Here is a 12,917-nt window from a genome sequence, read left to right as displayed (position 1 = left end):
TATAAGCGCGCGGGCTGCGACAGGCCGCTGGAGCGTGCTCGTTACAACGGGCTATCGTTTACAACGGACTAGAGTTTACAGCTGGCTAGAGTTTACAGCTGGCTAGAGTTTACAGCTGGCTAGAGTTTACAGCTGGCTAGAGTTTACAGCTGGCTAGAGTTTACAGCTGGCTAGAGTTTACAGCTGGCTAGAGTTTACAGCTGGCTATAGTCGCCGTTCTGGATCCGGGCAGGCAGTGCCTTCATGTAGGCATCAATATGTGGCCAGGGCGATGGCTGTGCGGAGTGATAGGTTTTAGCCAGCCCTTCGGCAAAGGCTTCTTCCAGACCCGCACGATAATCACCGTGTTCATCCTGCTGGCGGAAGTAACTGCCCAGTTGCGGAAAATCCTGCTCCCAGGCCTGTCGAAACCCGGGCTGCTGGCTGAGCTTGCCCATCCCCAGCGATTTGCCGAGCAGGGCATCAACACCATGGGCTGTTTCATGCAGCACCAGATTGCAGGCACCGTGCTGTGGATTGATTTGCCAGTCACCCTGAGCGTCCCGGGTCAGGGAAATGATCGTGGTGTTGTTCTTCATCTGATATGTCCCCGGCAGATTTCTGGCACTACTCTGCCCCTGCCAGCCGCGTGCGTCTTCGCTGAAATGGCTCATGTCAAAGTCGGATGCATTGAAAATCCGCTCATGGGTAACGGCCACCCTGAGACCCTGCTGTGCCAGTGCGTCAAGCAAGGGCCGTGGCATTTTCGCCAGCTCAGTGGTTACCAGACTCACCGCCTGCTGATCGAAGGGGCTGAGCAGGTCTTTTTTAACCAGTTGCATAGCTTGCTTGAATTGCGCAAAGACCGGGCTCTGCAGCGCCGTGAGCAAACCCGTCAGGGTGTCGTGTTGCAGCGGTGTGTCGCTGTTCAGGGCCGGCACCTTACGGGCGAAGAGCGCATAGGCCTGTTCGCCATGGACCTGTCTGACCAGTTGCAGCAGTGCGATGTTGGTGTGGGCGCTGCCCGCCAGCCCGAGCAAGGGGTCCTGCTGCCGCTGCCGGATTTCCTGTCTTAGCGCCTGAGCCTGTGCGCCACGGTTACTGAACTCCCTGGGATGCTGATGCTGCCATTGGTCCAGCTTGTGCTGCAGACGGTTCAGGTTTTGCGGAGTGAGCTGGTGTTGTGTGTCTTTAAGCTGCACCAGCACCTGCTTCAGATCACTGCTCATAAAGCCGAGGCCGGGCTTCTTTACCGAGTCAGCGAAACGATGATCGTGCAGCAGGAGAAACTGCTGTAGCTGGTCGCTGGCACTGTGTGCTGGCTGCGCCGATGAGTCGGTTGCTGTAGGAGTGGTTGACTGCGCCTGCGTGAAAGAGGCGCTGATATTCGTCAGCATCATGAACGTCCTGTTAGAGCCAAAAGTCCGGGTAGGGGATAAGTGTCCTGCCCGGCATCAACGTTCCTGATTTTTGAGCTTTGCCCCTGACTCCCCGTATAATCGGCCACCAACTATTCATGTCTTGGCCGCGTGGCCCAGCCGACGCCGACCGATACGTCATTTGAACTGCGTATACCTGTGGGACCGTTCATCATGTCAGACAATCAGCACCAGACAGAGCAGACCAACCAGCAATGGGGTGGCCGTTTCAGCGAGCCCACCGATGCTTTTGTCGCCCGTTTCACCGCCTCTGTGGATTTCGACAAGCGCCTGTACCGTCAGGACATTCAGGGGTCCATTGCCCACGCCAAAATGCTGGCCAAAGTCGGGGTGCTGACCGAGCAGGAGCGTGACGATATTCTGCGTGGTCTGGAAGAAATTCTGATCGAGATCGAGCGTGGCCAGTTTGAATGGTCGGTCGCGCTGGAAGACGTGCACATGAACATCGAGGCGGCACTGACCAAGAAGATCGGTATCGCCGGCAAGAAACTGCACACTGGCCGTTCACGTAACGATCAGGTGGCCACGGACGTACGCCTGTACGTACGCGATGAAATCGACGTCATTCTGGATGAGCTGAGCCGTCTGCAGTTTGGTCTGGCTAATCTGGCGCAGAAAGAAGCCGACACCATCATGCCCGGTTTCACCCACCTGCAGACCGCCCAGCCGGTGACCTTCGGGCATCACCTGATGGCCTGGTACGAAGCGCTGCAACGTGACTTCGAGCGTTTCGTTGACTGCCGCAAGCGCGTCAACATCATGCCTTTAGGCGCCGCGGCGCTGGCGGGCACCACGTATCCTATCGACCGCCATCTGACCGCCGAACTGCTGGGCTTCGAGCGCCCTGCCTACAACTCGCTGGATGCGGTATCTGACCGTGACTTCGCCATCGAATTCTGTTCCGCCGCCAGCCTGTTGCTGACCCACCTGTCACGCGCGTCGGAAGAGCTGGTGCTGTGGACCTCTGCGCAGTTCAACTTCGTCAACGTGCCTGACCGCTTCTGCACCGGCTCCTCCATCATGCCGCAGAAGAAAAACCCCGATGTGCCTGAACTGGTGCGCGGTAAATCCGGTCGTACCAACGGTAACCTGATTGCCCTGCTGACCCTGATGAAAGGCCAGCCGCTGGCCTACAACAAGGACAATCAGGAAGACAAAGAACCCCTGTTCGACAGCATCGATACCGTCAAAGGCTGTCTGCGTGCCTTCGCTGACATGGTGCCCGCGCTGGAACCTCGCCGTGAAGTGATGCGTGAAGCGGCACTGCGTGGTTTTGCCACCGCTACCGATCTGGCGGACTATCTGGTGCGTAAAGGCGTGGCCTTCCGTGATGCTCACGAAATCGTGGGTAAATCAGTGGCCTACGGCGTCAGCACCAGCAAGGATTTGTCCGTGATGAGCCTGGACGAGCTGCGTCAGTTCAGCGACAAGATCGATGCAGATGTATTCGATGTGCTGACCCTCGAAGGTTCGGTTGCGGCCCGTGATCATATCGGTGGCACCGCGCCCAATCAGGTGCGCGCCGCCACTGCCCGTGCGCTGGCCGAGCTGGCACAGCGTCATGGCTAAGCGGGCACTGTCACGGGTAGAGCCCCGGGTAAAGCCCCGGGTAAAGCCCCGGGTAAAGCCCCGGGTAAAGCAGGTGCCGCATCGTGCCTGAATTGCCCGAAGTCGAAACCACCCGGCGGGGGATCAGCCCTCACCTGCTGGGGCAGACGATCATCGCCGCGCTGGTGCATCACCCGCAGCTGCGCTGGCCGATTCCGGTGGACCTGAGTGAGCGGCTGCAGGGCGCGACGGTGCTAAATATCAGTCGTCGTGCCAAATACCTGCTGCTGCAGACCTCGGCCGGGACATTGCTGGTGCATTTGGGCATGTCGGGCAGTCTGCGCTTTGTTGATGCTGGCGAACCGCGCCTCAAACATGACCATGTCGAGCTGGAAATCAGCAACGGCATGGTGCTGCGCTACTGTGATCCGCGGCGCTTCGGGGCCTGGCTGTGGGCCGGAGAGGTGCCTGAACAGCATGAACTGCTGATCAGCCTCGGGCCGGAACCGCTGTCAGATGCCTTTGATGGAGAGCATCTGTTCCTGCGTTCACGAGGTAAAACCCAAGCCATCAAGACCTTTATCATGGACAACCATGTGGTGGTGGGCGTGGGCAATATTTACGCCAGCGAGTCGCTGTTTATGGCAGGTATTCTGCCAACCAGAGCCGCTGGCAGCATCAGCCGGGCACGTTATGACAAGCTGGCCGAATGCATCAAAGTTGTCCTTGATCGCTCTATTACACAGGGCGGCACCACCCTGCGTGATTTTGTCGGCGGCGACGGTCAGCCGGGATACTTTCAGCAGCAGCTGAATGTCTATGGTCGTGAAGGCGAGGATTGCCGTAGCTGTGGTTCGACCATCAAGAAAAAAGTGCTGGGCCAGCGCGCCAGTTTCTACTGCACCCGCTGCCAGCACTAGTTCCCATGCGATAAAGCCGCTGTCCCGACACTTTGTTGAGGCAGCGGCTTTTTTGTTTACAAAGCATTTACCTAGTTAGTATTTTAGTAAGTTTTGTTAAAGGGATGCGTAAACTGAGGCGTCTCTGTCTAGGTATTACTGGGGTGAAATGTGAAAGTATTCCTGAAGGAAGTGCATAACCGTCTTGTTTATATAGATAGCCCAGAAACGTACGTCTCCTCAGAAAAGTATAAGTTGTGGGGATGGGCGATGCCTGAGGTAAAAGAAATTATCATTAAGACCTCAGAAAATTCTTTCAGTATTAGCAAAGATGTACTGCGAAGAGATGTGACTAATTTTTTTAAGAAAAAAGGAATTAATTTTATAAACGAAAAACATGGGTTTCAGGAATTTATTAACCCTGAATGGATGGAGATTTATGCAAAAAAGGGAAGTGGTGAAATAGTTAAGTGCGCTACTATGTATATCGAAGAAATAAAAACTATCGATGTGGGGGTAGGTGATTGGTTATATCTTGATGCAGCAAATAGGTCACGTGATCAGGCAGCTGGTAAGTTGGATCTCTCATTGGCTGCAAAGGTATGGAATCTATATTTCAGAGATATGCAGAGCTACTTGGATTCTAAAAATATCTCTTGGTGTTTTGTTATTGCACCGGGAAAAGAGTTGGTATTGCCTGAATATGCTCCATATCCTGTAGTTGAAAACAATTCTTTCAGGGGTTTTTTTAATAAATTTGATTTAAAGAATAAAATAATTTGTCCTATTGATGAGCTAAAATTATATGGAATTTTTTCTTATTGGCATGGAGAAAGTCATTGGAATGACATCGGTGCTGCAATTGCATGTAAGAAAGTGCTTGATTACCTGAATGTCGAGAATGACTTGAATCCACTTGAAGGAATATCAATAGCTGGACCTGCTCAGGGTGATTTAGGTAAGAAGTTGAGTTTTTATAAAAGTAGACCATCCTTGGTTATAAAGCAGAAATATAAATTCAACAAGAATTTTGATAATGAAATTGGAAATACAGGGCGTTTGATAATTTATACTTCTAATGAAATTTTTGCTAAAGGTGTACTTCTTGTTGTTGGAGACTCATTCTCACACTGGATGCTGAAATTTTTGGCTCCATTTTTTGAAAAAACTATATTTTTTCATGGTGTAGCAAGGGCTGATAAAGAGTTTATTGCGAGTACTGGAGCTACACATGTTATATTCCAAAACAACTCAAGGTTCCTGCATTCATATCCTGAAAACGAGCAGTATCTTGAAAAGTTTTTAAAGGAAAAGGCTACTTTGTTAGGAAGGGAATCATCAGGGATAGAGTTTTACGAAGAAGTAAAAAATAGGGTTATGAACGAATACGTGTGAAAAATAAGGAGAAATGAACGGTCCGTTTGACAGACCCCGCTTTGGCTCCATACCGAATATTGATGCAATTTTTAGTGCAGGCTATCAATAGTCATCGAAGGGGGATTCTGCTTCCTTGAGTTTCGACTGGCTCACACCTTTGTGCGCGAGGGTAAAGGCTATCGCTGATCGGCGGGGTGACTACCTGGCAGTAGCAGGCCGAACAGCCATCGGCAGCTGAAGTTCGGGTGAGCTAAGGTATAGACCAAGCGTTTTTAACCTCTCAGTAAAACTATGACCGATAGTAAGACTATGGCCGACAGGAAAACTATGACCGACAGTAAAAAGACGTTTATTTTGCAGCGAATCAGCATCTTCGCTGGGAAAACCATTGATCCTGATTCGGACTCGCAAGTGCAGGAGTTGCTGCGGAACAAGTTCGATATCCTGTTACCACAGCGGCGTTCGCTGAATGAGTCGCTGGCTGCAAGCGTGAGCGACCATGATATTGTTGGCCTGATTCTTAAATACCGGACAATGAAATAGTCGTCAGCCTTCGCTGGGCTGATGGATCGTGAACAGTCAAAGGGAGGGGACACAGGTGAAACGTCTGACTATCGCACTGCTGCTGGCAGCTTGCTCAACATCCACGCTGGCAGAAGATATCAATCTGGCTGCCCTGGGCTTGAAAGCCGTTGATAAAAAAGGCTGTCATCTGTCTGATGGCAGGGTTGAGGCATCTACCCTTAATCTGATGACGGCGGCCTATGATGAGCCTGGCCTGAGCCATGATTCGGTGATCCGCGTGATCACCAAAGCCATTGAGGCCGGTTGTGATATCGATGAGCCGGACCAGATCGGCGTATCGCCCCTCAACGCTGCCATTCTGTATAACCAGCCTGAGCTGGTATCACTGTTTTTCCGCCACGGTGCCAATGCCAAAACCAAAATGGTCAGCCCAAAAGCTTCAATCAACGGGCTTGATGCGTGTGGCTTTCTGAATTTGCTGGAAGCTAAAGAAAAAGCACGGGATAAAATCTGGAAGCTTTTACCCGGTTGCAAAAAGAAAACCCAATAACGTTTTCTGCAATATATGTATGTTTTTAAAAAATCAGAACCCTGACTGCATGGAATATCTGACCCTAGGTGGACGATATGTTTTTTGATATATGGAAAGGCTGGTCAATCGCAGTAAGTTGCATTTTTGTGCCTGTTGCGATCATTTTTGCCGTATTTCGCCCTGAATCTGCTGGCGGTGCTGCTCTCTACTTTTTCCCGGTAATGGTGCCACTGATGGCCGCGCTACAGGGCGTGCTGGTAGCGGCTGTTGTCTGTCTCGGTTTGAAAATTCAGGCTGCGCTGAAAAATATAAAGAAATCCTGATTTTTAATTTTCAGCGTGGATTAACAGCAAAAGATAGGTTTGGGGCGCTCTGGAGCGATTGGAAAATGCTGCATAGCAGAGCCAGTGTATTGTTCTTATTTCTACCTACACCGACCTTCCGAGGAAAAATATAGCGATACAGCCAGGATTCACATTCCAATTGGTGGGTGAATATAGAGATAGTAGGTGTGGTAACACTTTATTCGTTGTGGAAAGGTATCGCTGGTGTGCTTTGACAGGGATGGTCATAACCATGAAGGTGAAATCAACATTATTGCTAGTGTTCTATATTGTGTTTGCAGGTTTATGCCATGCTGCATCATCCGCATTAAAAGTGGACGCCGTAGCGGAATACCCACCATCAGTCACTGCCCGGCTATTTGGCTCATCTCTTTATCTGTTCGCAAATGGCCAGAAGATCAGCATCAGCTGCAACGATAGGGTTCTTTGGGCTGATGACATAGACAGTGATCGAATCATTGTTCAGCGCAATTCTATGGCTGGAGGTAGCTATATTTCGGTGAGCGCTTCTAGTGGATATGGTGGTGTAAATGGGTTTTATGCCGTCTTTTACCTTGATCGCGGCCAATGTGTATTTGCTGCCAATGAGTTGATAACCAACCCCAGCTTCTATGTCGATCACGTTGAGAGCTGGGAGCGGTCTGGCCCTATAACTATTCGTAAACGCTATCAGTATCAGGCTGACGGCCATCTGTTGCAGACCAGTCAGCTTGCTGACTACGGTGATTTTTGCCAGCTGCTGTCGGCTAACGTCACAGCCAATATTGTGAGTTGTGAAACGTTGCAACCTGCCGTATTCGCAACTATTAGCGTAGAGAAAACCTATTTGTACCGCCGTGCTGACAGTCACCATCCAGACAAGGCGTATCTGATGGGTGGAGATCAGGTGCTGCTTACTGCTTTTAGCGAGGCTTCGGGCAGGATCAAAATACGTTATCAGGGTAAGCGAATAACCGAAGGCTGGATTGATCTCAGCGCTGTTACCTTCAAGAGTGAAATTAACCAGTAATCGATACAGGCAGGCAACCTAATGAACAGATCTGGCTACGCGCTGTTGTTGTTACCTTTTGCACTTTGCCTTCCCCCTGCCTATGCGCTGGAGCCTGCGGCCAGCTATCGCCCGCTCAGCGCGGATGAATGTGCTGATATGGCGAGCAAAGGCGTGATCACCAGCGCTAATCCGGTGCCCTGCCAGCGTCTGAACAAAGTGCGCTTTCGCTATCTCAGCGATAACGGTGCGGTAAAGGACGACGGTGAGCTGGTGGTGCTGGATGTGATTGCACCGCAGATGGCGGCGGTGATGGATGAGCTGCTGGCACGGCAGTTCTATATTGCCAGAGCCTATCCGGTTGAGCGTTATAACGGCGATGATCAGGCCTCCATGGCCGACAACAATACCTCGGCGTTCAATGGCCGGCCCATCACCGGCGGCACCTCCTGGTCGCTGCATGCTTACGGCGCGGCGGTGGATATCAATCCGCTGCAAAACCCCTTTGTCGATATTGCCGATGATGGCAAGGCCCAGATTTCGCCTGTGGCCAGTGCTCATGCCTATATCAATCGTGCGGAGCCGCGCCCCGGCAAGGATGCCCGTGCGGGTATGGCGGAAGCCGTAGTGGATGTGTTTACCCGTCATGGCTTCTTTATCTGGGGCGGCGACTGGAACTACCCCATCGACTATCAGCATTTTCAGGTAGGCCCTCGCTCTTTTGTCGAGGCGCTGCTGAAAGAGGATGTTGACCATGCCCGCGCGCAGTGGCAGGGCTATATCAGCCAGTATGGCCAGTGCATAGCGGATGCAGGCAAGGCGGTACTGGCGGATCATGGCCGTGCCCTCTGTGTGGCTCAGGTGATCAAGGCCATGCCCTGATCTGACAGCAGACGCTCAGGAGCAGCGTGCATAATCTGGACTACACTGTTAGTCCGTAAGCGCGCTGCTGCCGGTACTGACCGGTGCAATGGTGCAGTGCGGATGACTGTCCACGGAGCCCTGTCATGAGTCATAAACCGCAAGGTCACAATGCCGTATCCCCCTATCTTCTGGTCAGCAGCGTGGCCCAGATGCTGAGCTTTCTGCAGGCCACCTTCGCCGCTGAGGTGCTCTATCAGGCAGCCGCTGAGGATGGTGTTGTGCGCCATGCCGAGGTGCGTATCGATGACTCGGTCATCATGATGGGAGAGCGCCCGAGCGACAGCGCTGCGGTGCAGTGTTCCACCCATGTCTATGTGGTCGATGTGGATGCCGCCTATCAGCGCGCCCTGTCAGCCGGTGCCAGCACTGTTTCAGCACCCCGGGATCAGCCCTATGGCGACCGCACGGCCGGTGTACGCGATGGGGAAGGCAACCTCTGGTGGATAGGGACCCATCTGCGCTGAGGTCGCGTTTTCTATCCCCGCCGGGGTATGGACGTGGCCAGCGCTCCTGCGTACAACAACCTCTTCGCAGCTTAACCTGCCTACCATGAGAGCCATTTATGCCGGTCCACTCCCTTACTCAGCTCAATGTCGAGCCAGAACGGTATTTCCTGCCGGAAGAAAAGCGGCTGCAGGGCAATCCCCAGCAGACGCTGTGGACGCAGTACAGCGATCCCAGCGGCCAGTTTTTCGCCGGCGTCTGGGCCAGTGAGGTCGGTAAATGGACGATCCGTTATACCGAGGAAGAGTACTGCCTGATTCTGGAAGGAGAGAGCGTGATTACCGATGAGCAGGGCGTGGCGATGACGGTCAGGGCGGGCGACAGCTTTGTGATTCCCCGTGGCTTTGTCGGCAGCTGGGAAGTGCTTGTACCGACGCGCAAGAATTTTGTGATCTATGAGGCGGCCTCCGCCTAGCACGGCTGTGTGCTCCAGCCTTTGATGGCGGCTCAATATCTTCATTATTTTTATCCTCGACAGATGTCATCGGTAGTCATAGAGCGCAGCTTGTGGCGACAGCTACAGAGGATCAGCAGAGAAAGGTGCAGGCCAGCAGGCGGATGCTGCTGGCCGTGGGGGAGTGGCGGTTATTTGAACTCGGCGGCGTTTTCCGGGGTGATCAGCTTGAAGGGAATCCAGTTCAGCGACTCGACCGGCGGTGAGCCCCAGAACAGTTTGAGTGCCACATTGACGGCTTCCCGGGCCTGTCCCCGTGCGTCCTGCAATACGCTGACCTTGAGTTTGCCTTGATCCCGCTCAAAGCTGGCGAAGGCCTTGTAGCCGTTGTTGGCATCACGCAGCAAACCTGCTGCCAGTGCCGCAGCGTCGCTACCCTGATGGCTGTCGATAAAACTGCTGAGGAAGCTGGTCAGCTGGGTTTCCTGCGCGCGGCTGTAACTTTGCAGCGTGCGCGCCTGCTGGCGAGCCCTGCCAGCAGGGCCTGATTGGCCCGCAGAATATGTACATAGAGTTCGCTGGCAGCCTGGCTCAGAGGGGCCGACTCTTCGGTGATGGTGAACAGTTTGTCAGTGATGGAGCGGGTGTTGGTGAAGTTGACGGCGACGATGCCGAGCACCAGCAGCAGGGCAAAGCCTGCGATGATCTTGTGCAGAATGGTCATGACGCAATCCCGGCAGCTAGTCGTTATGAGACCTTCTATGCGTAGTCAGTCCAAGACGTCACCCCGAACGGCAAGGCGGCTGCATTCTACAGGCAGCCGCTAGAAGTGAAGCTGGTGGAAGGGCAGGTTGCGCCTGACAACCCGCATTGCATGAATCCATGCCAGTGTTCTGCTGTCTTATCGCCCGAAAGCGCAGCGCCTGCTCAGGGCTGGCGTTTGGACAACCAGACCACACCAATCACCAGCGCACAGACGATGGCGGTGAGCCAGTTCCAGCTTTCACCCAGCAGCACGATGGAATAGCCGTAGGTGAGGAAGGGTTGCAGCAGCTGCACCTGACTGATGCGGGCCACACCGCCCAGTGCCAATGCCTTGTTCCAGGCGAAGAAGCCCAGCAGCGAGCTGACCAGACCGATATACAGCAACGCACTCCAGCCGATGGTGGGCAGCTGGCTCAGACTGCCGGGGGTATAGACCCAGACCGACCAGGGCAGGCTGACCGGCAGGCTCAGCACCACCACCCAGGAAATGACCTGCCAGCCGGGCATCTGCTGCGACAGCTCGGCGCCCTTGGCGTAACCGATGGCACCGAGCAGGACAGCACCCACCAGCGCCAGATCACCCACATACAACCCCGCTGCACCGCTTTGCCACAGGCTATAGAGCAAGACGATCAGCGTGCCACTGCAGGCGTACAGCCAGAAGCGACGGGGCGGACGAATGCCACTGAGTACCGCAGCGGCCAGTGCGGTGGCCAGCGGCATGGCGGCGACAATCACCGCACCGTGGCTGACCGGCACATACTGCATCGCGACCGAGGTCAGTAGAGGAAAGCCGAAGATATTGCCACCTGACACAATCGCCAGGCTCAGCCATTGCTCACGGCGTGGCCAGGCGGCTCGCGCCAGCCATAACAACGGGATGGCCGCCATGGCCGCAATCACCGCACGGTACAGACCAATCTGCTGGGCCGACAGCATGCCGGTCAGCGCCTTGGTGGCAGGCAGGGTCATGGCAAAGCTGGCCACCGCAATCAGCGCCAGGGTATAGGCGCCGCTGTGGCTGCTTTCGCCGGCAGTGCGGGTGAGGGCGGGGGTGGAAACCGTCATGGTTGTTGCTCCTGAGCTACGTAAACTGCGCAGCACAACGCCAGTGAATATTGGCGTACCCGTGCTGCCAGGCTCATGCTAGGCAAGTGTTATGCTCAAGTACCTAGACACTTTGCGCTATGTTGAGCAAACTGTTAGGTCTTTATGCCAGTACAGTTGCAGGAGGTAGTATGTTTGCTCTGGACCGCCAGACCCCGACCCCGCTGGTCAATCAGATTTGTGATGGCATCGTCGCGCAGATTGAACAGCAGCAACTGCATCCCGGCAGCCGTCTGCCTTCCGTGCGCAGTCTGGCTGACCGTCTTGGCGTCAGCAGCTTTACCGTGGCCAGCGCCTATGACCGGCTCAGCGGGCTGGGGCTGATCAATGCCCGCCGTGGCAGTGGCTACTATGTGGCTCCTCCTCTGGCGGTGCCGGTGCAGCCTGTTGAACTGGCACCGATGCCAAGTGGCCACCCCGGGGTGGCTTTTCTGCGCAACTCCCTCAACACCCAGCGCTATCGGCTGCCTGTCAGCTGTGGCTTTCTGCCCCCGGCGTGGCTGGAGGACGCGATACCTTCATCCGTCAGCGGGCGGCTGATGCGTAATGCCCTGATTCAGGGGGCACCTTCCCCCATTGCGGGCAGTGATACATTGCGTGAGCGTCTGGCCTACCGCCTGCGGGAGCAGGGGCTGCAGGCCGATGCCGGGCGGGTGCTGGTCACCAACGGCGTCACCCATGGTTTCTTCCTGCTTTGTCAGACACTGCTTGGCCCGGAAGACTACGTGGTGGTGGAAGATCCCAGTTACTTCCTGCTGCAATTGCGCCAGAGCAACAGCCCGCTCAGCGGACGGCTGCTGACGGTGCCGCGCCGCCATGATGGCCCCGATCTGCAGGCGCTGGAGCAACTGTGTCAGCAGTACCGGCCCAAACTGCTGCTGACCCAGACGCTGGCGCATAACCCGATCGGCGGACATACCTCCATGGCCGTTGCTCATCGTCTGCTGGTGCTGGCCGAACGCTATGGCTTCTATCTGGCGGAAGACGACATCTTCGGCGATCTGGCCAGCAGTGAACGCTTCTACCTGTCGCAGCTGGCCGCGCCACAGCATGGTGCGGTGACCGCCGGCGGAATCAGTGAGCGGGTGTTCTATCTGAGCAGCTTCAGCAAGATTCTCAGCCCGGCGCTGCGCATCGGCCTGATACTCACTCCTGCCGCCTGGATGCAGCCGTTGCTGGAGCGCAAGGTTGCCAGTGTGATGGCCTGCTCGCTGATTGATGAAACCGTAGTGCAGTACGTCCTGGAAGCGGGGCGTTTTCAGCGCCATGTGGAACGGGTGCGGGAGCGGGTGCGCGAGGCACGCAGTAAAGCCAGCCGCGGTCTGGACCGACTGGGCTTCACGGTCGAGCAGGATGGCCGCGATGGCCTGTTCCTGTGGGCCAAGGTGCCTGAGGGTATCGTGGTTCCCGCCCTGCTGGAGCAGGCTCAGCGCGATGAAATCTTTCTGGCCAGTGGCGAGGTCTTCAGCCTGCAGCCCGGCAGCGGGCAGTACCTGCGTCTCAACGTCAGTTACTGCCACCGCCCCGAGTTCCTGCAATGGCTGGGGCGGCAGCTGCGTTGATGCTGATATTGGCATACTTTATGGTACAGG

15 protein-coding genes are annotated in these 12,917 nt (G+C 54.9%); 11 read left to right on the top strand and 4 right to left on the bottom strand.

The genetic code is table 11. The features are described from left to right. Positions 1-194 precede the first annotated feature (194 nt). Positions 195-1,379, bottom strand: a complete 1,185-nt coding sequence (locus WH50_RS09415; protein WP_110187073.1) for an anthrax toxin lethal factor-related metalloendopeptidase — start codon at positions 1,377-1,379, stop codon at positions 195-197. A 192-nt stretch (positions 1,380-1,571) separates the two neighbouring features. Here WH50_RS09415 and argH point away from each other — a divergent pair, with 192 nt between their 5' ends. From argH to WH50_RS09365, 10 genes are all read left to right on the top strand, one after another. After that, entirely contained in the window at positions 1,572-2,987 is a 1,416-nt protein-coding gene (argH, locus tag WH50_RS09410; protein WP_110187072.1) for an argininosuccinate lyase, read from the top strand. 83 nt (positions 2,988-3,070) lie between these two features. Continuing rightward, entirely contained in the window at positions 3,071-3,886 is an 816-nt protein-coding gene (gene mutM, locus WH50_RS09405; RefSeq protein ID WP_110187071.1) for a bifunctional DNA-formamidopyrimidine glycosylase/DNA-(apurinic or apyrimidinic site) lyase, read from the top strand. Positions 3,887-4,135: 249 nt separating this feature from the next. Then, on the top strand, positions 4,136-5,260 hold the full coding sequence (locus WH50_RS09400) for an alginate O-acetyltransferase AlgX-related protein (protein ID WP_133251287.1): 1,125 nt from the start codon (positions 4,136-4,138) through the stop codon (positions 5,258-5,260). Positions 5,261-5,569: 309 nt separating this feature from the next. Beyond that, a complete protein-coding gene (locus WH50_RS09395; RefSeq protein WP_110187069.1) occupies positions 5,570-5,785 on the top strand; it encodes a hypothetical protein in 216 nt (71 codons plus the stop codon). A 55-nt stretch (positions 5,786-5,840) separates the two neighbouring features. Beyond that, entirely contained in the window at positions 5,841-6,317 is a 477-nt protein-coding gene (locus WH50_RS09390; RefSeq protein ID WP_110187068.1) for an ankyrin repeat domain-containing protein, read from the top strand. A 68-nt stretch (positions 6,318-6,385) separates the two neighbouring features. Next, the gene (locus WH50_RS09385; RefSeq protein WP_110187067.1) at positions 6,386-6,622 is read left to right on the top strand and encodes a hypothetical protein; all 237 of its coding nucleotides are present in this window, start codon (positions 6,386-6,388) and stop codon (positions 6,620-6,622) included. A gap of 253 nt (positions 6,623-6,875) precedes the next feature. Continuing rightward, positions 6,876-7,652, top strand: coding sequence for a hypothetical protein (locus tag WH50_RS09380; RefSeq protein ID WP_133251286.1), 777 nt, complete (start codon positions 6,876-6,878; stop codon positions 7,650-7,652). A gap of 21 nt (positions 7,653-7,673) precedes the next feature. Continuing rightward, positions 7,674-8,513, top strand: a complete 840-nt coding sequence (locus WH50_RS09375) for a M15 family metallopeptidase (RefSeq protein ID WP_110187065.1) — start codon at positions 7,674-7,676, stop codon at positions 8,511-8,513. Between the two features lie 125 nt (positions 8,514-8,638). Next, positions 8,639-9,019: a VOC family protein gene (locus WH50_RS09370; RefSeq protein WP_110187064.1), complete on the top strand. Its 381-nt coding sequence runs from the start codon at positions 8,639-8,641 to the stop codon at positions 9,017-9,019. A gap of 98 nt (positions 9,020-9,117) precedes the next feature. Next, positions 9,118-9,474, top strand: a complete 357-nt coding sequence (locus tag WH50_RS09365; RefSeq protein ID WP_110187063.1) for a cupin domain-containing protein — start codon at positions 9,118-9,120, stop codon at positions 9,472-9,474. A 170-nt stretch (positions 9,475-9,644) separates the two neighbouring features. Here WH50_RS09365 and WH50_RS09360 read toward each other — a convergent pair whose 3' ends face one another. From WH50_RS09360 to WH50_RS09350, 3 genes are all read right to left on the bottom strand, one after another. Continuing rightward, positions 9,645-9,860 carry a hypothetical protein gene (locus WH50_RS09360; protein ID WP_110187062.1) on the bottom strand — a complete coding sequence of 72 codons (216 nt, stop codon included), beginning with the start codon at positions 9,858-9,860 and terminating at the stop codon, positions 9,645-9,647. Positions 9,861-9,925: 65 nt separating this feature from the next. Continuing rightward, the gene (locus tag WH50_RS09355; RefSeq protein WP_110187061.1) at positions 9,926-10,177 is read right to left on the bottom strand and encodes a hypothetical protein; all 252 of its coding nucleotides are present in this window, start codon (positions 10,175-10,177) and stop codon (positions 9,926-9,928) included. Positions 10,178-10,380: 203 nt separating this feature from the next. Further along, on the bottom strand, positions 10,381-11,286 hold the full coding sequence (locus WH50_RS09350) for a DMT family transporter (RefSeq protein WP_110187060.1): 906 nt from the start codon (positions 11,284-11,286) through the stop codon (positions 10,381-10,383). A gap of 170 nt (positions 11,287-11,456) precedes the next feature. Between WH50_RS09350 and WH50_RS09345 the strand changes: the two genes are divergently transcribed. After that, positions 11,457-12,887: an aminotransferase-like domain-containing protein gene (locus WH50_RS09345; RefSeq protein WP_165838367.1), complete on the top strand. Its 1,431-nt coding sequence runs from the start codon at positions 11,457-11,459 to the stop codon at positions 12,885-12,887. Positions 12,888-12,917: the final 30 nt, after the last annotated feature.

The sequence above is a fragment of the Pokkaliibacter plantistimulans genome, assembly GCF_003194385.1.
GTDB classification, from domain to species: domain Bacteria; phylum Pseudomonadota; class Gammaproteobacteria; order Pseudomonadales; family Balneatricaceae; genus Pokkaliibacter; species Pokkaliibacter plantistimulans.
Note: the sequence above shows the minus strand (reverse complement) of the source record. Positions and strands in the feature narration are given on the sequence as shown.